Annotated in this window: 28 protein-coding genes; 11 read left to right on the forward strand and 17 right to left on the reverse strand. The window is 33.1% G+C overall.

What is annotated here, in order from left to right:
- The 3 genes from F1Z66_RS16150 to F1Z66_RS14470 all read left to right on the forward strand — a co-directional run.
- The coding region (locus F1Z66_RS16150; protein WP_230207588.1) for a hypothetical protein at positions 1-182 on the forward strand (182 nt) is incomplete at its 5' end.
- Between the two features lie 167 nt (positions 183-349).
- Positions 350-961 (forward strand): SRPBCC family protein, encoded by a 612-nt coding sequence (locus F1Z66_RS14465; RefSeq protein WP_149864336.1) that lies wholly within the window; start codon positions 350-352, stop codon positions 959-961.
- A 6-nt stretch (positions 962-967) separates the two neighbouring features.
- The gene (locus tag F1Z66_RS14470) at positions 968-1,360 is read left to right on the forward strand and encodes a hypothetical protein (RefSeq protein WP_149864337.1); all 393 of its coding nucleotides are present in this window, start codon (positions 968-970) and stop codon (positions 1,358-1,360) included.
- A gap of 68 nt (positions 1,361-1,428) precedes the next feature.
- On the opposite strand, the gene F1Z66_RS14475 is transcribed toward F1Z66_RS14470, so the two are convergent.
- Positions 1,429-1,638, reverse strand: coding sequence for a hypothetical protein (locus F1Z66_RS14475; protein WP_149864338.1), 210 nt, complete (start codon positions 1,636-1,638; stop codon positions 1,429-1,431).
- A gap of 377 nt (positions 1,639-2,015) precedes the next feature.
- Between F1Z66_RS14475 and F1Z66_RS14480 the strand changes: the two genes are divergently transcribed.
- The gene (locus F1Z66_RS14480) at positions 2,016-2,774 is read left to right on the forward strand and encodes a hypothetical protein (protein ID WP_149864339.1); all 759 of its coding nucleotides are present in this window, start codon (positions 2,016-2,018) and stop codon (positions 2,772-2,774) included.
- A gap of 114 nt (positions 2,775-2,888) precedes the next feature.
- Here the strand turns inward: F1Z66_RS14480 and F1Z66_RS14485 are convergent, their stop codons facing one another.
- Positions 2,889-4,556, reverse strand: a complete 1,668-nt coding sequence (locus tag F1Z66_RS14485) for a phytoene desaturase family protein (RefSeq protein WP_159357682.1) — start codon at positions 4,554-4,556, stop codon at positions 2,889-2,891.
- Positions 4,557-4,948: 392 nt separating this feature from the next.
- Between F1Z66_RS14485 and F1Z66_RS14490 the strand changes: the two genes are divergently transcribed.
- Positions 4,949-5,431 (forward strand): cupin domain-containing protein, encoded by a 483-nt coding sequence (locus F1Z66_RS14490; RefSeq protein WP_149864341.1) that lies wholly within the window; start codon positions 4,949-4,951, stop codon positions 5,429-5,431.
- A gap of 585 nt (positions 5,432-6,016) precedes the next feature.
- Here F1Z66_RS14490 and F1Z66_RS14495 read toward each other — a convergent pair.
- The 7 genes from F1Z66_RS14495 to F1Z66_RS14525 form a co-directional block, all read right to left on the reverse strand.
- A complete protein-coding gene (locus tag F1Z66_RS14495; RefSeq protein ID WP_320410722.1) occupies positions 6,017-6,475 on the reverse strand; it encodes a zinc-binding dehydrogenase in 459 nt (152 codons plus the stop codon).
- A 98-nt stretch (positions 6,476-6,573) separates the two neighbouring features.
- The gene (locus F1Z66_RS14500) at positions 6,574-6,957 is read right to left on the reverse strand and encodes an alcohol dehydrogenase catalytic domain-containing protein (protein ID WP_159357680.1); all 384 of its coding nucleotides are present in this window, start codon (positions 6,955-6,957) and stop codon (positions 6,574-6,576) included.
- 567 nt (positions 6,958-7,524) lie between these two features.
- On the reverse strand, positions 7,525-7,737 hold the full coding sequence (locus F1Z66_RS14505) for a hypothetical protein (RefSeq protein WP_149864344.1): 213 nt from the start codon (positions 7,735-7,737) through the stop codon (positions 7,525-7,527).
- A 64-nt stretch (positions 7,738-7,801) separates the two neighbouring features.
- The gene (locus F1Z66_RS14510; RefSeq protein WP_149864345.1) at positions 7,802-8,020 is read right to left on the reverse strand and encodes a hypothetical protein; all 219 of its coding nucleotides are present in this window, start codon (positions 8,018-8,020) and stop codon (positions 7,802-7,804) included.
- 537 nt (positions 8,021-8,557) lie between these two features.
- Positions 8,558-8,977: a DUF1428 family protein gene (locus F1Z66_RS14515; RefSeq protein ID WP_149864346.1), complete on the reverse strand. Its 420-nt coding sequence runs from the start codon at positions 8,975-8,977 to the stop codon at positions 8,558-8,560.
- 273 nt (positions 8,978-9,250) lie between these two features.
- Positions 9,251-10,144 (reverse strand): transglutaminase domain-containing protein, encoded by an 894-nt coding sequence (locus tag F1Z66_RS14520; RefSeq protein WP_149864347.1) that lies wholly within the window; start codon positions 10,142-10,144, stop codon positions 9,251-9,253.
- A gap of 637 nt (positions 10,145-10,781) precedes the next feature.
- Positions 10,782-11,189 (reverse strand): hypothetical protein, encoded by a 408-nt coding sequence (locus F1Z66_RS14525; protein ID WP_149864348.1) that lies wholly within the window; start codon positions 11,187-11,189, stop codon positions 10,782-10,784.
- A 323-nt stretch (positions 11,190-11,512) separates the two neighbouring features.
- Here F1Z66_RS14525 and F1Z66_RS14530 point away from each other — a divergent pair, with 323 nt between their 5' ends.
- Positions 11,513-12,724 (forward strand): COG1470 family protein, encoded by a 1,212-nt coding sequence (locus tag F1Z66_RS14530; RefSeq protein ID WP_149864349.1) that lies wholly within the window; start codon positions 11,513-11,515, stop codon positions 12,722-12,724.
- 484 nt (positions 12,725-13,208) lie between these two features.
- Here F1Z66_RS14530 and F1Z66_RS14535 read toward each other — a convergent pair whose 3' ends face one another.
- Entirely contained in the window at positions 13,209-13,844 is a 636-nt protein-coding gene (locus F1Z66_RS14535; RefSeq protein WP_149864350.1) for a thermonuclease family protein, read from the reverse strand.
- Positions 13,845-14,007: 163 nt separating this feature from the next.
- Complete coding sequence (locus F1Z66_RS14540; protein WP_149864351.1) at positions 14,008-15,750, reverse strand: hypothetical protein; 1,743 nt, start codon at positions 15,748-15,750, stop codon at positions 14,008-14,010.
- Between the two features lie 261 nt (positions 15,751-16,011).
- Between F1Z66_RS14540 and F1Z66_RS14545 the strand changes: the two genes are divergently transcribed.
- The 3 genes from F1Z66_RS14545 (at position 16,012) to F1Z66_RS14555 (ending at position 16,923) form a co-directional block, all read left to right on the forward strand.
- Positions 16,012-16,299 carry a hypothetical protein gene (locus tag F1Z66_RS14545; protein WP_149864352.1) on the forward strand — a complete coding sequence of 96 codons (288 nt, stop codon included), beginning with the start codon at positions 16,012-16,014 and terminating at the stop codon, positions 16,297-16,299.
- Positions 16,300-16,476: 177 nt separating this feature from the next.
- Complete coding sequence (locus tag F1Z66_RS16505; RefSeq protein WP_149864359.1) at positions 16,477-16,638, forward strand: PQQ-dependent sugar dehydrogenase; 162 nt, start codon at positions 16,477-16,479, stop codon at positions 16,636-16,638.
- 9 nt (positions 16,639-16,647) lie between these two features.
- Positions 16,648-16,923 carry a hypothetical protein gene (locus F1Z66_RS14555; protein ID WP_149864353.1) on the forward strand — a complete coding sequence of 92 codons (276 nt, stop codon included), beginning with the start codon at positions 16,648-16,650 and terminating at the stop codon, positions 16,921-16,923.
- 708 nt (positions 16,924-17,631) lie between these two features.
- Here the strand turns inward: F1Z66_RS14555 and F1Z66_RS14560 are convergent.
- On the reverse strand, positions 17,632-18,063 hold the full coding sequence (locus tag F1Z66_RS14560; protein WP_149864354.1) for a hypothetical protein: 432 nt from the start codon (positions 18,061-18,063) through the stop codon (positions 17,632-17,634).
- Between the two features lie 393 nt (positions 18,064-18,456).
- Positions 18,457-20,298, reverse strand: a complete 1,842-nt coding sequence (locus tag F1Z66_RS14565; RefSeq protein ID WP_149864355.1) for a hypothetical protein — start codon at positions 20,296-20,298, stop codon at positions 18,457-18,459.
- A 114-nt stretch (positions 20,299-20,412) separates the two neighbouring features.
- Between F1Z66_RS14565 and F1Z66_RS14570 the strand changes: the two genes are divergently transcribed.
- Both F1Z66_RS14570 and F1Z66_RS14575 read left to right on the forward strand, forming a co-directional pair.
- On the forward strand, positions 20,413-20,817 hold the full coding sequence (locus tag F1Z66_RS14570) for a hypothetical protein (RefSeq protein ID WP_159357679.1): 405 nt from the start codon (positions 20,413-20,415) through the stop codon (positions 20,815-20,817).
- Positions 20,818-20,830: 13 nt separating this feature from the next.
- On the forward strand, positions 20,831-21,457 hold the full coding sequence (locus tag F1Z66_RS14575) for a hypothetical protein (RefSeq protein ID WP_159357678.1): 627 nt from the start codon (positions 20,831-20,833) through the stop codon (positions 21,455-21,457).
- A gap of 2,162 nt (positions 21,458-23,619) precedes the next feature.
- Here the strand turns inward: F1Z66_RS14575 and F1Z66_RS16510 are convergent.
- The 4 genes from F1Z66_RS16510 to F1Z66_RS14585 all read right to left on the reverse strand — a co-directional run.
- Positions 23,620-23,763, reverse strand: a complete 144-nt coding sequence (locus F1Z66_RS16510) for a hypothetical protein (RefSeq protein WP_438502952.1) — start codon at positions 23,761-23,763, stop codon at positions 23,620-23,622.
- Between the two features lie 11 nt (positions 23,764-23,774).
- Entirely contained in the window at positions 23,775-23,939 is a 165-nt protein-coding gene (locus tag F1Z66_RS16160) for a hypothetical protein (RefSeq protein ID WP_201448675.1), read from the reverse strand.
- 36 nt (positions 23,940-23,975) lie between these two features.
- Positions 23,976-24,197, reverse strand: coding sequence for a dihydrofolate reductase family protein (locus tag F1Z66_RS16165; protein WP_201448676.1), 222 nt, complete (start codon positions 24,195-24,197; stop codon positions 23,976-23,978).
- 999 nt (positions 24,198-25,196) lie between these two features.
- Positions 25,197-25,705, reverse strand: a 509-nt coding sequence (locus F1Z66_RS14585; RefSeq protein WP_149864358.1) for an AAA family ATPase, incomplete at its 5' end; no start/stop codon positions are given.

Genomic DNA, 25,705 nt, shown 5'->3' on the forward strand with positions numbered 1-25,705 from the left:
ACATTATTCAATCCACAATAGCTCATAAGTTTACTTTGATTAATTTCGCCATATTCACAAAGTTTCAAGAGAATATCCTTCCTGATAAATATTCGATCACGGTATTCATGAACCACAATGAATCAATTAATTATTTACTTCATTCCCTTTCCAGTAGTAATCACAACCTGCTGAACCTATAATGTGGTAATTGTACTTTGTAATCAATCCCTGATGAGTTATGAACAAGATTGCATTCATTGCAATAAACACAATATGAATTAAAGCTTGTATATAAAATACATTAGGTAACAAAGTTACGTCTCATAGGTCCGGCACGGTTAATATATTCAAGTCAAATATCATCACAATGATAAAATCACAAAATAAAATTAAGAATGTCAAAACTAAAGAACCATCATTCACAACTGTCAACACGACTAAAAAAGTAATGACTACGATAATTACTGCAAGTACATTTTCGCTACTGATTGTTTTGTTTACTGGATTTGATACTGCAATAACAACAGTGTATGGTAAACAAACCGACACAATCAATGCTTCCAAAATCGTTAATGCATCAAAGGATAAGGTATGGGGTATTATTTCTGATGTGGACAATAACCAAGATTATTGGCCAATCACTATTGTAAATAGCACCAATAAGACAAACAACACCATTGAAAGAGACGTAACAGTTCCTGCACCACCATTTATGGATAATAATGCACATCAAATAATTACCTTGAACCCAGAACAATTCACAGTTACAGAGAATCAAACTCGAGGTGCTGTTACTGGAGTTAAAACAATATCGCTTGTACAACCGGAAAATGAAAATGACAATTTTACAGAAATTAAGATAGTGTGGAATTTGGATATATCAAGGATTCCAGGCATTGGACAAGGATTTGCAAAAAATGGCATCAGTAATTCGGTAACAGAAGCACTAGAAAAAATCGCAAATGTGGCGGCTAAATGATAGGATTTGTTATCAAATAACAAAAGAAGACTAGTTTCACAAGTACTGGCTGTTATTGGAATAGTACTTTTATCACTAGATACAATTAACACATTTACCTCTCAAGATGGATTTGGGCTATTAAATCTTGATGATCGACAAAGTGGTATATTTTTAGGTATTCCATCCATTATTTTGTTGCTAGCTTCATTTGGTATAGGATATAGTCTAAAAATTAGACTTACAACTCTGTTACTTATTGTAGGTGGTATACTCCTGTGTATATCAAAGATTATTGAACCAACCCTTGGGTTGAATTTGTATTTGGCAGTGGCAATTCCCCATATTTACTTATCATTGATAATATTGGGCTTTACAATATTCGGACTAGGCTTATTGAGACTCTTCAAAAAACTGTAAGGCGGTGTTATTGTATATGTTGAATATTAGAATTAAAAATTCGGACTTGAGCTACCATTTTATTTTCTTCAGGAGAAGCATCCAATTTCCATATTTTTTGATAATTGTTGATAAATGATAGAGGTCTTGTGTGTAAGAGTAAAGGGTGGGGGGGGAAGAGGAGGTCGAGGATGAAGAGGAGGCAAGGTAGTGCCATCTTGCGTTCTTCTGACTTTTTGATAGAAATGTCCCATCTTTTTGGTGGTTAGAATATTAACTGCAACAGTAGATTCTGACAAATTACGCTATTCATGATAAGCATTGATGAAACGAGAATGTGAGCACTTGAGTTTGCTTTTAACTCATCCGGCAAGCTAATGATACCTTGTCAGAAATAAGAAAAAACCCTCCGATTATAACACATTCATAGAAAGGAAACTATCAAGCTTCTGAATGTGCGAACTGCACCATAATATAGTGACCAATTAAGCATCTATTCAATTAAGACTCAAAATACACATATTCCAATAACTGATTTAGTCTTTGTTTCCAAATCGTAATTAGAATAAATAAACTTAAAACAATCACCTTTACTGACCTTGGTTTCCTAACATGTAAGTATTATATGGAGGATTTAAAACAAATTTTCTTGGCATAATTGAATTACAAATTTTCCATGAAGTTCATATTAGCCTTGTTTATTTTTGCACAAATAACTTCTTTCTTGTTTTTGCTTACGGGTTTTTTGTATGAATACAATGTTTCAAATATTATTTCCACAGGAATTATCGTGTTCTTATTGTTTAACCTATTGTTTAGTAATACTGCGCCGTCAAGAATCATTTACAATCCACAAACACTTCTTTTAGTATCTCTAATATCATGGTGTATTGCCGAGGCATTATATGGAATTTATGAAGGCATTCTAAAAATAGATCCCTACCCATCTATTGCTGATTTTTTTTATCTCTCAGGATCTATTTTCTTTCTTCTGTTTTTCATCTCTAAAAATAGATCGTACAAAATAGAACTTGCAATTATTGCCAGCTCAATAATTACATTTTCACTTATTGTATTTTATGTCATATATGTTGCGATATTTATTTTTGATATTTATGATTATAGCGGTAATATATTCGACTTTGTATTACTATTTGCATATCCTATAATTGATCTGTTGATAATGATAGGGGCAATTACATATTATTTTAGAGGTAAATCTATTTCTCTAAACAAAGATTATATTTATTGGATTTTCGTCTCGGCGTTTGCATTTTTTTCTCTCATTGCAGATATTTCATATGGTTACAACAATCTATTTGGTATATCAAGCAATGAAATGCTATCGGATATGTATTATAATATAGGATATATGTTGCTTGGAGTTGCCATTGTAATCAAGATACATTATATAAATACGTCCAAAAATAACTAGATTATTGTAAAGTTCTCATATTTTATTTGACTGTTACAAAATATTTAATTATAGTTGTAATAAACCAAGGTAATCCCTTACTGCAACTTTTCTAAACCAACATTCTCCCTTTATTTAACTTATAGTAAAAATATTTCTTAAATCAATTCCCAAATCACGTAGAATTACTTGCGCTGCATTTCTTCCAGGAGCCATGGATACTCCAGGGCCAGGATGACTTCCTGAACCACACAAGTATACATTAGAAATTGAAGGGATTTTGTAATTACCTAGTTGAGGTATCGGACGCATCCATCCTGATTGATATGGCAAAATAGCACCAGAAGCAAGTGTGCCTTTAATAGAATTGATTGGCTTTTTTTCATAATCCACCGGCGAGTAAATAGTTTTCTTTAAAATACTAGTATTGAGGTTTGGGATATAACTTTGATTTATGGTCTCGATAATTTGATCTGAATATCTATCTTTGAAATTTTCCCATTCATTTTCCGTTCCTATCTCGCTGTCGGCATTTTTAATTTTGTAAGGTACATTCAAAACAAGGAATTTAATTAGATGGTGTTTGTTAATGTCATTTTCATTTGAAACTACTCTTGTTGGGTCAATCATTGAATCATTACTCATGATGGAAAGAGGATTTAAAGGTGGTTTACCATTTCTACATTCGTAATAAATTTTTGAAAAAAACTCTAATCCTGGCGGAGATAGGTGAACTTGAGGTGATCTAGAAAGTATTTCTTGTCCAGAGATGTATTCTAAAGTCCCATTCAAAGCCAGATAGATTCCAAATATAGCATCACCCCATTCCATTCGTTTAATACCTCTTGCCAAATGTGAATCTACATATTCTTCTCCTATGAGCTGGAGGATCAGTGTTGACGGATCGGTGCTAGAAGCAATCAATCTTTTTGCCCCTATTACTCTCCCATTTGCAAGCTCGACTCCAATAGCTCGTCCATTTTCTATTATTATTTTTTTGACTCGGGAACTTGTAATGATTTGTCCGCCTTTTGATTGCAGATAATTTGCAAGTGCTATAGGCAGGTTAACAAATCCGCCTCTGACCACATTATTACCTCCGTCTTGCATGATAGACGAAAACAAATAGCATAGCTCACCACCACCAGCGTCATCAGGAGAAAGACCAACGAATGGAGCAAAACTACCAAACATTGCTTTGACTTCATCAGACTCAAAATTTTCATTACACCATGAACGCATTGACAGAGTATGCAGACGATAAGTATCTCCAATGATTTCCAGTGCCTCTTTTCTATCGTTGTTTTCCGTGGATGCACTTTCCGTATCTTGTAAGGGGTTAGCGGGTGGTGAATTTAGCATTGATACAATCGAATCTTTGTTTGACAAGTATTCTTCAAATATTTTCTTCCACGATGCAGCATCTCTTTCAGAATACTTTCTAATACTTTCCAAAGTTTTTTCTAAGGACTTGTACATAGAAATGTAGCCATGATTATTTGGAAATAGATGTGATATAGATATCTCAGGACGTATTAATTCAAAACCATGGCTTTTGAGGTTTAACTCATTTGGTACCGGAGATAAGGTAGCAAGAGAATATCCAAATGCATGGATATCTGATTTAAAACCTGGCAAAGTTATCTCCTCGGTAATAGTCATTCCACCAATTGAATTGTAATCTTCTAAAACCAAGACCTTCAATCCTGCTTTTGCAAGGTAACAAGCACAGGTCAATCCATTATGACCTGCGCCAATAACTATGGCATCATAATGTACAGTAGGAGAATTGCCTAAAGTCAATGCAAGTTTATTTTGAAAGATAAAATATTAAACTTTTTTCCTTTAACAAGTTTTTTTTATTCCAACACATAGACAATACTCCAATTATCACATGGTTGTGTGTACCTTCATTACCAAATAAGATATCATTGAGTTTGAATATTTAGGGATATATAAATTAAGGTGAATACAATTTCGCATGAAGGTCTTATTAAAACTAATTGTCGATGCTTGAACTTGATAGGACCAAGGATTTTTCGGATTGTCTGCGTCGTCTTTTTTTAGCTAATACAAATTATTGGAATTATAGAAGATTGAAACATACATACAGAATCTTGATTAAAGGATATGGGAATCAAAGTTTGAAAATTATTTGAACACTAATTGTTTTCCATATTAAGTATTGATTATTAATGCACAATAAAAAGGATAATGAAGTCTTTTCCCATCACTGTAAGTTTATTGAACAATATATCCTAAATCGAATAATTTACAAAATTATTGTTTGGGGCGATCAAACTGAGAACAAATACTCCATAATTGAAATTACGTTTCCTTCAGGTGAAGAGTCAGAAATACCGTTACATAAGCATGGAAATGAAATATTGATAATACATGTAATTGAAGGCATTTTCTCTTTTAGATATGGAGAAGAAACTCTAGAAGGAAATAAAGATACTGTATTAAAATTTGAAAAAAATACAAGTCACTCTTATAGAAAAATTGGGAGAGATCAAGGTAAACTACTTGTAACATACACTCCAGCAGGCTTGGAAGGCTTTTTCAGAGAACTAGGAACATCTACAATAAAGGATACCAAAAAATCTATACAGTTTGATCCAGTGATACTTCATCTATTAGAGAGCAATTATAACTGGAGATTTATTTTTGAATAAGGTTCATGCTATGGACTTCTTATTGCATCTTAGGCGATATGATTCAAGAGGGAATGGAATCACTTTTCATAAAGCTGTTTACAGAACAAGTAGCATTCATATTTTTTAGAAGGTGTTTTACCAAGATTGGATAAATATATAGTTAAGAAAAACTGAGGATTCTGAGTAAATTTGAAAGTCTATTTTCTTTTCAATTAAGGGAATAAAAGTTTGCTTCAACAAAATTGTTGTCGGCAAACTCTATCGACTTGCCTTCGTCGTCGTTGTTATTACTGTTATGACCATTTCCCCCTCTACTATTGTTTTCACATTCTATATCACCATTGTCTCTATCAAACCCATTTGGATCATTTTATTGATTTAGCTTTCATAGTCAGCTTAACTTTGAAAACTAATAATCAGGTTGGACTAGCATTATGTCGTAACTTTTTACAGCATCATTTGGTTTGGATAGGTTAGGATTAAGTTCCTAGTGTAAGTGTGTTCTAATGAAAATTATTACATTAGCATTACTTAAAACATGATTACTAGAATATCACAAATTAAACAAAAGAAAAGATTAGGAAAAATTTTCAAATATCTTTATCACATTATGATGATTACTTTTCTCCGAGGATGATCATCTTTTTGGTAATCTAATGCCTTGGCCGCTTCAGATGATGGAAATGCCTTTTCAACGTATACTTGAATATCATTTTCATCTATCCATTGTGTCAATTTAGTTAATCGTTCTTTCGTTGTCTCAGTAAATTGAAATGTCGATCTGACGCCATATTGCTTCATCAAATTTAAATCTGGTTGTTCTAACATGGAGACAATAATTCCACTCTTTTTCAATACTTTAAAGGATTTTCTATACGTCTCACCACCCACAGTATCAAGGGCTGCGTCATAATCTTGTAGTATATCATCGAAACTTTGAGTGGTGTAATCAATCACCTCATCTGCTCCTAGCTGTTGAACAAACTCCTTATCAACTGATTTTACCGTTGTTGCTACGAAGGCTCCCCGATTCTTTGCAAGGTGTATTGCTGATGAACCAATACCCCCTCTGCTCCTCCATGAATTAGGATTTTTTGATCCTTTGATAATTCAATGTTTTCCACCAATGCCTGCCATGCACTGACACCAACAAGAGGCAGCTAGCTGGTTTCAATGTGATTCAGAGTCTTTGGTTTGGCAGCTATACTGCTGAGATTGACCACTGCCAATTCAGCAAAAGATCCTGATTCGCCAAATAATATAGAAGCTTGTGCGTAGACTTCATCATCTACCTTAAAAGGAGTAGATGAATCTCGATCTGATTCTTTGATAATACCTGAAAAATCCATGCCCAATGTAGCTGGGAATTGAAGGGGCATCAGTTGTTGAAAATATCCTTCCTGTATTTTCCAGTCAACTGGATTAACTCCGGATGTTTTTACCTTTACGAGAGCCTTGTCAGCAAATATCTTTGCTAAAAGAATTTCATTATTTACATCGATAACGTTGCTTCCACCATATTTATTTATTTGAATTGATTTCAATCTTATATCACTTTATTATATCTACTATCCAAACGTAAGTATTTGAATTAGTAATAGATAAGATAGTAAAGAGATAAGATAATAAGTAGGTAAAATAAAGGTAAGTCGACAGATATTGTAGATTTTACACGTTACACGATATAGATAAACAAGACCACCTCGGTTTCAATTATCAATGTGAATGAATTTATCCAATTTCAGAGTGGTCTGGTAGACAGGTAATTTACAACCAAGGATTGAACGCAAATATTAAATTCTGTGTACAAGGGTAATATCTTATGATTTGATAACTATACTCTTCAATATTGATTATGCGAATGTGAATGGTATAAATACTCGGCTCAAACCAAAAGCACATCCAACTTAACAGAAACATAAACAAGAGATAGGTAACTTAAGATTACAAACAAACAACGTTTGTACTGGTCCCAGTTAGGGAACGTGAGAGAAGGTTTAAGGCTGAATCTAACCCAAATGTGCCAAAGAAAATTAATGATTATTTTAGCCGATTGAAGTGATGCACGATTATAGAGAATCTAACACTGTCCTTATCATATATCAGGTTGACTAGTCACTATCCCGGCTATACCTTTCTTCTATAAGCTCGATAATTTTTCTTATTGATCTATCTTCATTTAAGTCATGAGTCTTTTTTAAGTGTTCAAACATATCATGATTCATCCAACTTTTAATTTTTATCTGATCCTTCCATTCGCGCAGAACCCAATTAACCGTTTCATAATAACAAATAGGACATCTTAACGGTTTAACATCATTCAAGATTGTTTAATTTTGACCTCCTTATCTTAGTAAATACCATATCATTATCTATTATCTCTACCTGTCACTCACTATCCTCAATTACTGATAATTGAATAGTAATTGGTTTTCGCCCCTTGTAATGTTCGTATATAGTTTTGATTAATTCCTTATCGATATAGTTTAATCCCAAATGAATAGAGTTACCGGAATTTATTTCAGTCATTGCTATCTTAATTCCATCAGAAAAGTCATCCCATTCGTCTATAATACATTCTTTAGATTCAATGATTTTGTTTGTCAAGATGTAGTTCGCTTCCTTCTTCATAGATTTATATTTGTATTGTCCATACTTTCCATCTTATGATACTTATTGAATTTTACATATTGTTGTCTTTTTTGGATAAAGACTCCAAATTACTTAGTATTTTTCTAATTGGTTTTTAAACGTAGCCTTTAAACCCAATTTCATCGTGTCATGATAGTTCGTCTAATGCTGTTTTAGTATCTTGGACCCATACAATTTCGTAATTAAAATTATAAATCTATCTAAATTTAGGGCATTGTAATTTGTTATCCTTTATAGCAACAAAAGCAGTTTTTTTATGATTCTCAAGCGATGGAAAGTTAATGATGGACGCAAGACATCAGGTTATCGAATTTAATAAGTTAAATATAAAAATCGATCTGAAAAATTAACAGCAGTAGCGATTGTACATTGGTAAATAACACAATGATAAAAATTTTGACACTCGACATCATAAGTGTGTATAAGAAATGAATTTCATCAAAAAAAAATAACAATTCCTATAACGCCACCAACTGGATCGTTCTGTAATGGTTACGAATTAAAAGATACTTGTACTAATTTATTAAAGCCACCAAATGACACTACTGAACCTGGAGTAATTAGTTGCATAAATTCTTTATAAAGCGGCTCCATACTTGTGTCTCCTGCCATGCTTTTAGAAAATTCTTTTACATGTTCTGCATCTCTATAGGACTGGATCTCAAGCCACACCTCTTCCTCCTCAGAAGCAGAAATGGTTTTTGATAGATTTACAAATTCCATGATGTTTGCTCTGTCTTCAAGAGAAAATACCTCAAAGTTAGAAGCCTTATGTTTCATAAAGAAGTCCCTAGATTTCCTGTTAACTTCCATCATTGCATCATGGTTTTTCTTTGGGGCACGGTAAAGGAAAATCTCTATATGATTATTGGGAATTTTGTCTTTAAAGGAGCTATTACTTGTGTTACTCATGAGGATTCATTCTCTTAAAGATATAAAAATTATAAAGTGATCAAAAGTATAGTTGTTTTATTACATTGAAGAGGACGGGTCGGGATAGAATCCATAACTAATTTGACAGCAATATGTGGAAAAGGTAATAATCTCTGATAGATTTACCATCATAACTATACTTATAACGAGTTTGTGCGCGTGAGGGAACATGGTTCAAGGTAAATAGAATATATATAATTAATTTCAGACGAGTGTAAGGAACAGGTCCAAATGCCTGCAATAAAACCACAACTAAATTTTTTGATAATAATCTTTGAATACATCTAATTGGTTTTGTTTTAACTTAGATCGGCGATTTAGAACTTGATTCCATTTCATGGTATAAGACGTTGTAACATCTTCCAAATTTGATTTAGAAAAAGCAAGTACAAAGATGTATTTCTTGTTCCAATTTTTTTCATAGTAAGTAGGATGATCAAAGGAAATTGGAAATGCCAAAGTGGAATCTATATGAATCCACTGTCCCCCAATAAAACACTCATTCCAGCAGTGATCTAAAAAATCATGAACAATTCTTGTACGAATTGAAATAGAGTTTAGCATAGCTCCAAATAGAAAGGTCCATTCACTACATCTACCCATTCTATTATCAGCAATTTTTTTGATTTTACCATATCGAGGAAATGAAAATACAGCATTGCAAAAAGAACAGGAATAATTTTCAATTCCTCTTATCTTCCATGTATTGCCTGGAATATACTCTAAAGCTAATTGGCGACCACAATTATCACAAGAGGGATTTTTGTCAATCCATCTCATAAAATCCTTTTTAAACCAAATCATCAACTCCTTTAAAGAGTTTAAAAAAGAAGAGGACATGGAAATAAAAGAAGAATCGTCTTTAACATTTTGAACATCTTTTCTATCAATCAAATCATTGTAGATATTATGATGAATGTTGATATTGCTGTTGCTACTATTATCGAAATTTACACCTCTAGATATGTTTGTTTTTTTAAGTTGTATCTCGATATCTTTTTTTATTTTTTCTGGTACAAGCAGATTAACATATTGAAGAATCTCAGGATCATGATATTGGCTTGTAACCTGTTTGTACAGAATGAAGTGCTGTTTAGTGAAGGGATAAGTAAAATGGTTAGTGGATAAATTAAACAGGTTAAACAATATATTTTATAAGACAAACCAAGTAAAAAATTTTCATCTGCAATTATCGAATCAGAGTAAGATAAAATGTATATTGTTACATTACTGTTAGGTTAACAATAAATAAAGTTTTTGTGCGGCAAATTTTAAAAGAGCAGATCCTTTTCGTTTTGATCAACTATAATCATAGTTCTCCTTTTCCTAAGATATTAGAACAAATCTGATTACATTTGTAGCTGCATGGTTAAAGAGCTTAAGTTACTACTCTATTCTAATGAAATTTCATTAAAAATGGAAGTGTTGATAGATAGATTGATAAATTCTTCTCTAGTAGGTATGCTATCAACATCCTGTGCCATATCACTTGTTTAAGCTCGTGGGGACACAGTTTGAGGTTGAAGAGTATATTATTAACAAATACTCTCAAAAGTCAATATGAATACGACTGACCCCAACTATAATACTACAAGTATAATAAAAATATACAAAGTATAACAACTGTTATTTTGTTTATAGTTATTAGTAAAAATTCACACGAGGATTAGCCAATGGTGCCATTGTATTGGAACTAAAGAATTGTAATGTACAATCGATTAAAACAAAAAAATAGAGTAAATCAAAGATTTATTACGATTATCTGGCAATAGTGAAACTCCAACTATCTTATGGAAGAAATATTAAGCATATGAGGTTCTCCAAAGGTTTCGCCAAAATCGTGACTTGATCTTATAAAAGGTTCTATTTTACCGGTCTTGTTATCCCACCATGTAATCGATATATGATTCTCATGAGATAAAATAGTAGCATTGGCTGAAAAAGAGGTATTGTTACTAATGTTAATTGGTGTCTCAAATGTATCTCCACCATTTGCACTTTTAGCAAAAAATAACTCCCAGTTTCCTGTCTTGTTATCAGGCCATACAATATAGAGATTATCACCCGAGGAAGCCATAGGTGACAGGAGCAGAGGCTTGCAGCAACTGTCTTGCAAGGAGATGCCAGACGCTGAGTTATGGTCTATAACGCTATTCCCTATAACTATTGTGGTCTGAATAAAAATTAACATAACAATGTAACGGAAGAGCATGTTAGATGGTAGAGATAATCATTAATTTTAGTTTTTATTTATCCAGTATGTGATACACTATGAAGATTGTAATCTCAGACAAAATAACCAAACTAAAAGAAATAAACCCAGTCTTAGTAATTGAGGAGAATTTTGAATAATTATTCAAAATGCAGACCAGTATAACAATTTCAAATTAATATGTTAATCACATTCGAATATACTGATTGCGTAACTTTTAGATTCAAATTGTGATTGTTTTGACAAGCAACAAACAAATAACTTTTTGATTAGCATTAGATTGATGGGATAAGGTGAAAGATATGAATAATAAAACTATCTTAATTGATATAGTTTTAGTATTTGCTTGTCTGTTATCAAGTTACGTTTTAGAATCCACTACTTCTGTTTATTCAGACTTTCCCAGAAAGGAAATTATGGATGATTTGAATGACTCAAGAATAATAGATTTATCTACAGGTCAAGTGATTCAAAACAGATCATTAAATTCAATCTTGACCGCAGCATTAGACATACAACGAGTGGCATTTTTTGATAAAATGAATCAGATAAATTCTACAATATGGATTGGCGACAATTTTCTGAGAACAAATGAGATCAAGAATATTTCATCAGTGGCATTTGGCATACTTATAGATGGTGATAAGGATTCATCAACCGGTAAAGAGGGTGTAGACTATCAGTTAGAACTTCAATGGATCAACAACACTGATTCAATAAATCTTCAAAAATGGAATAAACTGCTGCTAGAATATTCATCTTTGGGAAAATACAAGATATTAGATTTAGTACAGAATCAAAGCGGATATACAAGTTTTGAAGCGAATAACAACTATGTATTGCTTTCACTCGATATGGACAAGATTTCAGTCAATCCCTTTTATAGAATAATGTTTTACAATCTGGTATCATTTGATGACGGAACTTTAGGAATTGATCTGACTAATTGGATAAATATTCCTGCTGATTCATTCACGGTTTTGACATCCCCTGAAGAAATTACTCTGAAAAAAGGTGAAACAAAAACAATAGGACTGCAAATTTTGTCAAGCAGTGGCAAAATATCAGCTATCACAGATCTTTACGATTTTTCAAATTACACATCTCTAGATATTGCTTTGATGAACAAAGATGATAATCTGACAAATTCTACAATTGGAGGTTCAACTACTGAACCTGTTCAAATCGAAATTAGTGCGCCAAGGGATGCTAAAATAGGAACTTATACCATTCCAATTACGGCTAATATCTCGTTTGGATCAAATTTTCCATCAAACTTTATTGATTTTAATAACGAGTATCCAATATTCATCGACACAAAAGGATACGAAATCAAGAACGGGAATTTCACAGTTGATGTGATTGAACCTCCGACTTTTCAAGAAGAATTGAAAAATTTCTGGGCAGCCTATGGATCAATGATCTCGTTAATAGGAGCAGGATTTGCGGGAGGGTTATCATCACTATTTTTTGAACACATAAAAGAACGAAGAGACAGGAAATCCAAGAAGTAAAATTATTCGGTATATATAAAGTAAATGTACTTTTATATTGTAAATGAAGTCAGAGAAACATATTGATATTTTGTAATATGTAGTTGACATTGAGGATACGTATTGGAGACAAGTTTTAGATCCCGACTCACATATTGCAATCTAAAATCCAAATTTTAAAGGAACATGTATGTTAACAATATCATATACAACCAAATGGCATGATTCACAGTTGAAAGGCTCTAGATGGGAATTGATAGGAACGATCTGATAAGAAAATTAAATTTTGGATGTATTCAATATCTTACCACATATAGTATTATTTAGTTTGAGAGCATGGGGACACTGTTCAAGGTTGAATAGAATTTACAGACTATAAAATAAGGGTCAATGCAAGGATAAAGATTCACAACTAATGTTAGCATCGTATTCTTCATCATTCTACTGTTGCCGACGTTTTATATTTACATCCTATAATTTTGGATCTTTATTATTGTCGTTACTATTATCCTTCGCAGCCTATGCCATCGCCATCAGCGTCAAGGTTATGTGGGTCATCTTCTCCTACGGGGATATTTTTCTCATCAAAATCCTTACAATCTAGGTCTTTGCTAGTGTCACTAATATCCACCCCATTATCATTGGTGCTACCAGATTCTGCAGGATTTTCCTTTTTATCATTATCGTCACTATTATTATCACCCCTAGTGTTTGAACAACCATGCTCTCGTGCCCAATCTGTATCTGCAAATTCAGATACTTCACAGAAGTTTTGGTAAATATCAGCCAGATTATTATCAAGTATTGCTTCATTTACATTGACTCCTTCACAATAGACAACTGCAACGGTTCGACCATAGGTAAGCCCTTGATTATTGTCTGGGTCTACTTGAGCATTCTTATCCAAACACTGTTCGGTAATGAAATTTTTTGCTTCGTTAAATCCCGGTTCATTTCTTTCTGGCGCATCTATTAACGCAAGTCTTATTGTTATTGTATCTCCTTCCTTAGTCATAATATTAAGAGTATCACCATCTGTAACTTTTGTTACTATACCTTCAAAATTTATTGAGGAGGTAGTCACAGACTCAGAGTTTGCAGAAGTCGCCCAAATCTGATTTGAAAAGTTAATTGTTCCCAATGTAACTAAGAAAGTAAATATTGTTATGTAAAATAAAAAATTAAGCAATACTGTGTATTATTTTGATTGATATATAAATATAAATATAAATATAAATATAAAAATAGGTAAGAATGTTAAACTCTTTCTCTGTTACTATCTTTATGTAGATAATTTTTGCTAATCAATTTTTCTTATCCTCAGAGTTGTCATCATTAGATTCTTTAGATCCTGTGTTATCATCCTGTCCTTCGTTGTTTTCATCACTTTCGGTTTCAGTGGGATCCTGCCCTTCATTGTCACTGCTATCGTTACCATTAGTATTTTCTTCTTCTGTTGGTTGTTCATCACTTACCCCATCACCGTCTTCCTCCGTTTGCTGTGGGCGGGTATTTGATGGTTCATTTGTTGTTCCTCCATCTTCTTTTTCATTGTTAGATTGACCATTATTTCCTCCATTAGATTCGCAACCTACTCCATCGTTATCTCCATCAAGGTTATTTGGATCATCATTTCCTACAGGAACATTTGTTTCGCCAATATCTTCGCAGTCTATATCACCATTATTTTCATCTTGACCGTCATTAGCCAAAGTGGGGCTATTTTCTTCTATACCTGTAGAGTTATTCGCACCTTCCGTACTATTGGCAAGGTCGTCTTTATCTACTACTTCAAAAGTTGTCGTTTCTGTTTGTGAGTTATATCCGTTTGCATCCACTTTTACAATGACATCAAATATTCCCGCGTCAGAATCCCCACCAATTTGCCATTTGTGCTCAACCTTTCCATCATTATCTGTGATTTCATTAAAATTCCCTTTATCATAATCACGGTTCGTAGCATACTTTACCGTTCCATCAACATTTGCTCCTTCTATGACATCATCAGTATCAGAATCACTAACTAATACTTCAATAGTTTGTAGATCTCCTCGACCAATAGGATCTTTTGCAATATCTATATTAATTTCTAAATCATTGCTTAAAGAATCAGATGCATCTGAATTATCATTATCGGAATCTGATGAGGATGAATGATCATTATTATTGTTATTGTTATTGTTATTGTTATTGTTATTGTTATTGTTATTAAATTCATTTACTCCTGGTGGTAAAGGATTAGCATTTAGTGGCGAATTTAAGAACTGTCCACTGTCAACAAAGCCTCCTAGTGACGTAAAGGGAAATTTGGGATTCAAAGGGAAATTCATAGAACTCTGTGCTGAATCAACGTTAATTGAATAGAAAGCAGCCTGAGATTTTGTCTTGTTTTCTGTAATTGTAATATCAAAAGGAGCCATTTGGTTGTTCGCAAGGTTGCCTACATTTAGTCCAAAGCTTTGTGTCCCAATAACTCCGAGACTTGAATTATCATAAAATGTTACAACAAGATTTAAAAACTGTTCTGGAGACTGACCTTGGTTAATTATATTACCTGTAATGTGAGGATTTCCAACATTGTCTAGAAAGGAACTGCTGCCGTTTAGTACCAGTGTAGAGGGTTTTTCAATTGCGGGTTGTGAAGTAGCAGAAAACTCCATAAAATTGAACTTGCCTAGTATTTGAGGATCCTGAACCATTATATCAAATGGAGATAGTTCGCCTTGTCTAAGAGTTCCAATTGACGAAAGTGAAGAGTGGTTACCAACTAAAACGTTGTTATTTGTATCAGACAATAGCGCAGTAACTACGATATTTGTTTGAGGATTGATTGACGTGTTATTTACCTCTCCTATAACATGGAAATTACCAAAGTCATCTACATAAGTAGAGGTACTAATAATCTGTATAATATTGTTATTAGTAGGTTGTGCAAACGCAGATTCTGTAATCCATGAATCAGATCCCCCAACTGAAAGTTCTGTTATGGTGATTAAAGAAACCAAATATACTGTCAAAATTACAATGATTGAAAATGATTGCATCATTTTAGAACTTGTATACAATGACCTCATATCTAAGGTTAAAAAGTATAAATCTTCTCATTGCAAATACAATTAGATCGAAAAATCTAGATACGGTATTCACAATAATTTTGACAACATTTATTGAACAAAAAGAAATCCATAAGGACATGATTCAAGGTTAAATGGAGTCCAAAAATAGTTACCAGTATATTTCATATATACTATTTACCTTATCCTGTCCAAATTTCTCTTCTATTAAATTGATTTTTGATGAATAAATGATTGAACAGGACATTTGTTTCAAATGGACGATTACAGCCTCAACCAGTATTGGAAATACCTGTTGATTCGCAAAGTGAAAGAGGGCTACTCGGTATTGCCGTACAAGAAAATATCAATAATGATAACAATTCAAATCAAAATGGTGATACAAAAAATATTGTTCTTTATTATACAAAAGCTGATCAAGATAATAACGAATTAAGGAAAGATTTACTAATACCCTTGAGATGGTCAAACATTAGAAAATCCAACACTTATTTTGGATCTCCCAGTACTACCAGGACCTAATCATGACAGTGGGAAATTAATGATTGGACCTGACAATTATCTTTATGGGGTGATCGGAGATCTGAATCACGACAGCATGCTACAAAACTTTCAGGATGGTCCTAGTCCAGATGATACTGGAATCATATTTAGAATAATGCCTCCCATGGAGCACCACCATTAGACAATCCATTCTCAATCGAACAAAGTGATCCATTAAGTAGATATTTTGCGTATTGTATTAGAAATTCTTTTGGTTTGACTCTCGACCCAGTTACTAAAACTATTTGGGATACCGAAAATGGCCCGGCTTCTAATGATGAAAGCAATATGGTCGAACTAGGATTTAATAGTGACTGACAAACAATAATGAGTCCGATTTCATCTTCTGGTAATACCGAAGAAGATTTAGTGAACTTTGAAGACTCCCATTATGCTGATCCTGTTTTGACTTGGTTTGATCCTCCAGCTCTTGCAGACATAGAATTTTTAAACTTCACCAGCATGGGTGAAAACTATTGCAATAATTTGTTCGTAGGCGATTATAATAATGGAAACCGGTATTGTTTTGAGTTAAACCCCCACAGAAATGGATTCATTCTTGATAATATTCCAGATTTGGTTGTAAACAATGAAGAGAAATAGGAATCCATCATTTTTGGCAGCGGTTTTGGAGATATAACAGATATAGTAACAGAACCCAATGATGGATTTTTATATTTATTATCACATGCAAATAAAATTATTTACAGGACTACACCTTCTTAAGGAGTCTAATACTTCTTCAAAGCATTTACATATTGATTCTCATCTAAGATTACCACATAACGTATCATCTAGTTTGGAGGTGAAGGGATTAAGTTACCAGAGGTAGAAGGGTTTTAATACAACGTGATGATGCACAGGAAAATAAAATCATAGAAAGATCAAAGAAAATTCTATTACGGTTAACTTTACTTGAGAATAAAAACTATAGAATGAGAGTACGAACACAATTTAACAATGCAGGCATTGGATCTTGGTATTGAGATCTGTTGGCCGCATCTCAAGACCTTTATTGGCTTTCGCCAAAGCCTACATCCTTTTGCAGAAGGAGTATACATATACGCAAAATTAAAATAAATTATTTACTAAAGCGGAATTTTTTACCTTTGTTTTTGTTTTTGTTTTTTTCTCCTGCAGTATTGGTGACATTTTAAAGTCAAAATTTAATATTTTCAATCTGACAATCAATTTATCTTTTATTAAGGATTCAAGGCAGTTTGCGGGTCTATTCATTAGATCTCAATCTATAAATAAATAGCAACAAGAAATTATCTCATTAGGAGAATAAAAGGAAAAAGAATTGTTTCTTTAACTCTGTGCTGCTGCGTTACTACCAGAGTTTTCTTGGTTTTGGACGTTGATGTTGTTACCAGAGCCTATTGTATTTCCACCAGAAACTACATTGCTTGTTTGGCTTGAGGATTGTGATTGGCTGATGCTTTGGTCTGCAAAGTTGCCGCCTTGACCACTCTGCGCTAATGCATTGTTACCAGTATTTTTTTGATGTTGGAAGCTTAGATTATTGCATGAGAGAAATGTTGTTCCACCAGAAACACATCCAGCATTTTGATTTGATGATTGTGATTGTGATATAGACTGTTTTGCTTTGTTTCCTTTCTTATGCGTTGCAAAGGCGTCCTCCATAGCCACTAGGGGACTTGCTATCAAAGCTAATGCGACCACAATAGCGATTGATGCGACAATGAGTTTGTGTTTGTTGTGAATATTTGTTTTATTCATATCTTTGATAATATAGAAAAAATATATGGCATTTGCTAACTAGTCGCAATACTCTAATATTCTAGCACTTTTAGAATTAGAATATGAAATCCAAAATTAGGAGGGTTCTATAGCATCCAATAGAATGATGAATTCCATTATATGAGTATAAATATAAGTGCTTAATAGCAGTAGGACTTGGTATAACGATTAGTAACAGTCTGGGTGCGTGGGAACACGATTCAAGGTTGAATCCAACCTAAGTATATAATATTTAATTCATGGGAAAAATGAAACACTATTTAAATCAACTTGTTTTTAGTATTTGAGCAATATTCTGTTATTTTTAAGATGGTTCCACTTGCTAAAAACAAAAAGAAAAGGCAAAGGACCACTCTTAAGAGTGACTACACACTAGTTAAAGAAATTTATATTTGCTTCAACAAAATTGTTTTCGTCAAATTCTATTGATTCATCTTCTCCGTCGTTCCACAACACTATTCCATTGACATTGTTTAGAGTTTTGGTTTCTCCGGTATCAACATCACGACCTTCTTGATTATCGGTTATTGTGGCTGAATACAATGGATTTGAATTAGAGCCAGATTGGCCGACTTGATTCATATCAACTTCAACCGCATCCGATAAACCGCCATCTAAGTGGGCTGCAACTAATTTTAGATCTTCATTATGAAGCAGATTTAACTGCAACGAAGCAGTATCTAAATCACAATTACCAAAGTATGCAATAGTTCTTGTTTCTTGTGGATCTATTTGTTCGGATGACAGATCTATGGTATCGGAAATATCGTTACAAGAATCGGATGACACAATAAAGTAGTAGTCAATGTCATTATTTTCTTCATTGTTGTTGTCGCCACCGTCGTCACCATCGTTATTATCATGGTTATGGCCGTTTCTGCCTCCACTATTGTTTTCACATCCAACACCATCTTTATCTTTGTCTAGTCTATGTGGATCAGAAGTAGTCACTTTGATGCTACCTTGTATATCCTTACAATCAAGATCAGGAAGATTAATTCCTTTTTTAACTTCATCGCCTTTTTCACAGCCGATGCCATTCTTATTTCCGTCAAAGCGATGCGGATCAGATGGACCTACTGGAAAGTTCTTGTCTGCAATCTCGTTATCTTTAACATTTCCATCCCAGTTGCAATTTAAATCTGTATCGCTGGGTTTAATACAATGATTTGGATACGCGGGATCGCATGTCTCTGGCGTTTCAGGACAACCTTCAAGACCGGTGTTTCCTTGGCACAATTGTTCTTCATCACTACAAGTTTTTCCATCTGATCTAAAGATCATTCCATCGGGACATCCCTCTGAATCTGGAATACATCTACCAGTTTCATCATCATCTACAGTATGGTAGCTGTCTGGACAACCGCCTTCCGGAACACATTGATCGTCATCATTATTGAAAAATCCATCCGGACAGTCTCCATTAACAGAAGCACATTTTGGTAAGTTAGGATTCAACTTGCAATCATTATCAGGACCTTCATTAGTAAGGCTAATTGGAGCAATGTCATTATTCTTATCGTTGTTATCCTCATTACCACTTTCACATCCTATACCATCATTGTCCGCATCAAACCCATTTGGATCACTTGAAGAGACTTTGAAGTTCCTCTCTGATACATCTTCACAGTCTAGATCTTCATCTTCGGTTTCGTCACTCAGAGAAGGAGAAGCATTTTCTGTGCTAAAGATTAATCCTAAAGGACTTTGGTTTAAGGCTGGGTCAGTAGTAGTTGATGGTGCTAAGGCTGGGTCAGTAGTAGTTGATGGTGCTAAGGCTGGGTCAGTAGTAGTTGATGGTGCTAAGGCTGGGTCAGTAGTAGTTGATGGTGCTAAGGCTGGGTCAGTAGTAGTTGATGGTGCTAAGGCTGGGTCAGTAGTAGTTGATGATGAAATAGATTGATCTCCGTTATTGGAACCTCCACCACCGCTACTGCTATCTGAATCTCCACCACCGCTACTGCTATCTGAATCTCCACCACCGCTACTGCTATCTGAATCTCCACCACCGCTACTGCTATCTGAATCTCCACCACCGCTACTGCTATCACCCTCGTCTTCTGCATAGGCAAGTTGATTTACTTGTATACTAGAAGGAGAAAAAAGAACATTAGATGAGACCGGAGCAGTAACCATTGGAATCGATATTGCAAGTATTACCAGAAATACCGGAATTTGATAAAAAATCTTGTTTCTAAAACTGTTATTGCGCATTGAAAAGTTACAAATGATGATGTGAATCCAATTAATATCTATTTGATAATTTTTTTATAGATAAATCGTATATAACATTGAATTGTATCACATCTCCAAAGAGAAACAATTGCTTTGGCAATGTTGGAAATTGTGAAGGTAATTAAAATCTTTAATAAAATGGGATTTAAGGACAATGCAGTGGATAAAATAACTCTTAAGCAGTTAGAGTCCAATTATTATTATCCAGTAATAACTGACGTTATTCAAGATTACAAGATTATGCTTGAAATTACTATAGATGGATTGAATTTTACCGAATTAGGGTATAACACAGTATGGGATGCAGAGATGTGTAAATGGGTATCCAAGTATTTTGTAGAAGGATTAGAACTTGTGAGACAAAGAGTAAAAGAAAAGGGCATAAAATGTAGGCTAATTACTGATGTGAATTTGGAGAATAAAGGATTTCTTGACACGTTACCCTTCTTAGAAATCAGACATCTGGAAAGGATTGAGAGGAAATTTTGGAATACGTGACGAGATGGGATATATGGCATTTATAATAAACAAACAGAATGATGAATCCGTGCAGACTTACTTTAGCAATTCTAGAACTCTCGCAGACCAACAGATGAAAATATTTGAAGAATTGTGGAACATGGCCATACCATTTGCCATAAGAAAGAAGGAATTAGAATATGAAAACAAGAAAGACACTAAAAGAATTACAAGAGATTCTGAAAATATTCAAAGAGAAATAGAAGTCTTGACTCTCACCTGTAAAAAGGATTTGACAATTCTTTCATCGAACAATTTCCTATGTCTTCTTTTAAATAAATTTTGTTTTATAAAGTCTTTACCTTCCATTTTACAAAGAGGTATCTCAATTAAAATTCTTGCCATAAACGTAGACGAATATTTGCTAAAGCAAATTGCTTCTATAAATGAATCATTACAATCGATCAAGCCGATTCAATTAGGATTTGCAAATAAAAGAGACCTAAATGAAATGATTATGATATTTGATGACAAACATTTACTTCGTGTAAACTACAACCAGGATAATTTACTGATTGCAGTCTTTTCAAATCAAGAACACGCAGTCTTAGTTCAACAACTAATGGTTGAGAAATATTGGAATGAAGCAAAGAGTCTTGAAGTAATGAATAACAATTAGATCTCATCCATTATGTCATATACCGTGTTTATGTTACTATTTGTAGTATCATTTAGTTTGGGCGCGTGGGGACTAAGTTCCTTATGGCGATATAGTTTTAACATATAGAATACATGTAATTAAATTCAGTAGTCTCGCTCTCTATCTAATTTATTGTATCAATGCTGATATACTCATACTAACCTTTAGTGATCACAACCTATATTGGCTGAAATAAAACATATTTTTACTTTGATAGTACAAGAGAATCTAAAAAACCGATTTGAAATTATTAGTACACATCAAATATCTGACAGATAGAAAATCACCAGGTATAGATACAATACAATAACATCGACAGTTTCTAGCATGCTTTCTAAGCATTTGAAATAGCATAGTCAAATGAACGTATTTGTATTATAATCAGAGCAAAAAGTACGATTAAAAAGAAAATTGACAATTTAGAAAGTTAGGTTACCATTAGGATTGTTTTCTCTGAAAAAGAAAAACATACTGATTCGTATCAACTGGATAAGATTGTTTGTATTTCTTAATTTAAGTGATGAATTTTATACTAACCAACCAACCCGTGCAATAACAATAACCTTTAAATATTAAAAAATTGTAATATATAAACGTATAGTTCATCCTATCAATATTTGGAGATTGATTTGTTATGTTTTCTTTTTCTAAGAGAATAAAACTGTGTCACTTGCGACACAAAAGTAGAATTAATCTACCTTAATATATCTATATACCAAATCTTATATAAACAAAAATTACAGGAATTGACATAAAAAATTAGAAGAATCCATCATTTTTGTTGATTGGGATGAGATAAGATTCACTATTTGATGTTTTGATGTGTCACGTGACTATAAAATGAACTACCATTTCTTTTCTTTTTTTTGTAATCTAGTATGCCAAGAGTTACTCTTGTATCGAGTTAATGGTACATTAAACTGACCTTGGTGTGATTATTTCTCACTCTCTGTTGCAATTATCCAAATTTTCAACCATTTGATTAGTGAGTTTTGATCCATTTTTAGCAACAAACACTTAGGTTAATCCATTTCGGCCAGTACAGGTCAGGTCAATTTACGCAAAAGTATTTGAATCCTGACTGAACCAATTAGCAGCATTTTTGAACTCGCTATGTTATAAATACAGTAATGATGAGGTTTTTCAAGTTTTTTCTTACAACTGATTCATCATAACCTCATCATGTGTACAAAGATTACTAATATCTTCGCTAAAATTGAAGCAATTAACGAGGAGAAGTTTCAGCTTCATTTTTATTACTACCATTTATTTAACAGTCCGGCATTAAAATTAAAGCGATCCTAAATAGAATATACAAGAATATTTTGAACCTGACACTCCCCTACAAACTGGAATAATAGATATGGAAATATACATCTTCAAAAAAATGAGCAAGGAAAGTGAATGTATTGCAGATTTTAATTGCCAGCTAACTGAAAGTTGATGAAGGCTAGTGTAAGCTTGCCCAATCAACGATAAAAGTCATTGAAGTGGGTACAACTTAAGAAGATTTTCCGTACTATTTTTGTTATTTTAGTGCGTGTCTAGGGAACCGATTTAAGGTTGGAGAGAATCTAGATTGATAAAAAATGACAATTACTAATAGAGGTTTTCATTCGTGAGAATTAAGTTTTTAGTGATAATAGGATTCCATGGCACAAGCACTAAATACATCAAAATAAAAAATATAAAAAAATCTATGCAGGTATGGGATTTTCTTCTGTTTTTCTAAATCCTGTGCTTTGTATTATTTTCTTTTCTTTTTCAATCAGATTCTCTTGTTGATCTTCTAAAGGCATTTCATAATCACAACACATAAGATGGTATAGATAACATCCCTTATATTATTATAAGAAACAGTGATACAAAGGCTTGATATATTCATAATTTAGAAAAATGATAAATCATATACCTTAGTTTTGCAAATATCATAAATTAATGACTCTAATTCATTAACTTATTACGTTACTCGATTGAATACGCCTTTGGTGATGAGATTCAAGGTTGGAGAGAATCATATTATTTAGAGATGTTAAAGTTAGTTAATCTGGAAAAGATATTTGCCTGATGATCTTATAGTATAGAATAAAAAACATGATTGTTTCACTTATTTATGCAAACATCATGTTTTCAATTTCTCTTTACCTCATAGTGGAGCAAAATAATCCCAGAATCAAACGTTGCTGATTCAAGGGATATTTTTGAATCTCTTTTAGGTCCTTAAATATGGTCTTTCCATTCCCAATCGCAACAGGATTGATAAACAAATAATATTCATCAATCAAGTTTTTCCTAATTAAGGAAGAATCAAATGAAGACCCTCATAAACAATGATATCACCACCTCCTTCTTTGCGCTTTAACTTTGTAACTTCTTTTAAATCCCCTATTGCTATTTCAGTATTTGGCCACTCCGATTTATTGAGTGTCTTGGTAAAAACAATCTTTGTTGTTTCCATCATTTTTTTAGCGAATGGATACCAAGGGTTATCGGGTTTTTATGCAAAATCAGACCAAGTTGTGATAAATTCGTTAGTCATTTTCCTTCCCAGAAGAATGGCATCTACTGATTGATGCAACTTATCTTCGTATTCTCGGAATTTTTCATCCCAGTCAAGGTTCATCCAATTCATTTCATTATTTGGGCCTGCAATACAGCCATCAGCAGACATACCTACATGTAGTTTCAATTTTCTTATGGTTTTTTTATTTTCAGTCATATACATTCCACCTCAAACTCAATTGAAAGATCCTGCTTTCTTTTTCAATTATTTCAGTTCAATAAAAAATATATTCTTGAATATAATGACTGGTCATGCGTAGTAGCACATTTACGGTCCTAATAAACATCGACGGGATCAAAAATATATTAATATTCTTTTAGTATTAAAAATTATTTCATATCTCTATCTCCAACACAATTTGAATTCACTTCAAGTTTTGAATTAACCCATCAGCCAGGTTAGAAATTCTTTAGAATATCAGAGTTTAGTGTCAGCCAACTATAACTATCATTACCTTCTGGTAGTAGCATTTTGGTTGAAAGCTGAGACTAAGTTCCGGGGGTAATAATTTATAATATGAAAATGATTTGTCAGGTCATGTGAGCAGCACCTTAAAAGCAAATTAGTGAGCAAACAATGTCATTTATTTATTGTATGTTTTTATGGAACCTTTGGAGATATCTAAATGATTCATGTAACACTTAATAGTGTCAAAATGTATATATATTATGTGGAAAACGTAAAATATTTTACAGGCTCTATGATGTCTATATCTTCACTCTATAAGGCGATTGCCGCCAGGAAAGTAAAATAAATAACTTTCTACAATAACTGATCTTTTTTCATGCTACAATAATTAAAGTATAATAACCATTAACTTTTTTCAACCAAGTGATACGATTCAAGGCTGCATAGAGTTTAGATTATAAAATACTGACAAATTACCAATCATAGTTATCATATGCGGGGTTTAAGTTCCCTCAGGCAATAGGGTTCTAATACAATTGTATTTCTAGATATTCTATGCAGACATTGATTTAGATATAACAAACATATGTTTCAATAGAAATGAAAAATTAATAATACAATAAATCGGTTAAAAGGTTTAAAGATAACACATATAATGAAAGATAATTCTCGATTCAATAACTATTTTTTCTAATAGAGTATACATGAAATAAAAAAAAGTACAATTAATAGTTAGATGGGTAGAGGTCACTTGACAACGCTAGATATCGTCTCCCTTTTCTTAATCTTTTTCAGCGCACCTTCGAAATGACGCATGCTTATTCTGAATTTCACAGATTTTGGAGAAATATTGTCTGCTGTTTGTTTGTTATTATGATGATTGTTAATTTGAGAAGATACACCTTTGCTGTCTGACTTTTGCATCAATTCTATGTGTTCTTTAATTGCCACTATGGCTGCAGCATTGACCAATCCTTCTATATCAGCACCAGTATATCCTTCTGTCAAGTCTGTAATTTTGTCGAGGTCACAGGTAGGGTCCAAAGGCTTTTTCTTCGTGTGTATTGACAATATATGACGCCTACCGTTTTTATCTGGAAGAGGAACTTCTACTATCCTATCAAATCGTCCTGGCCTAAGCAATGCTTCATCTATTATGTCGGGTCTATTTGTAGCTCCAATTATGACAACCCCTTTTAAATCCTCAAGACCATCTATTTCCGTCAATAACTGAGATACCATTCTATCAGTAACAT

The sequence above is a fragment of the Candidatus Nitrosocosmicus agrestis genome (genome assembly GCF_008389435.1).
Taxonomy (GTDB): Archaea; Thermoproteota; Nitrososphaeria; order Nitrososphaerales; family Nitrososphaeraceae; genus Nitrosocosmicus; species Nitrosocosmicus agrestis.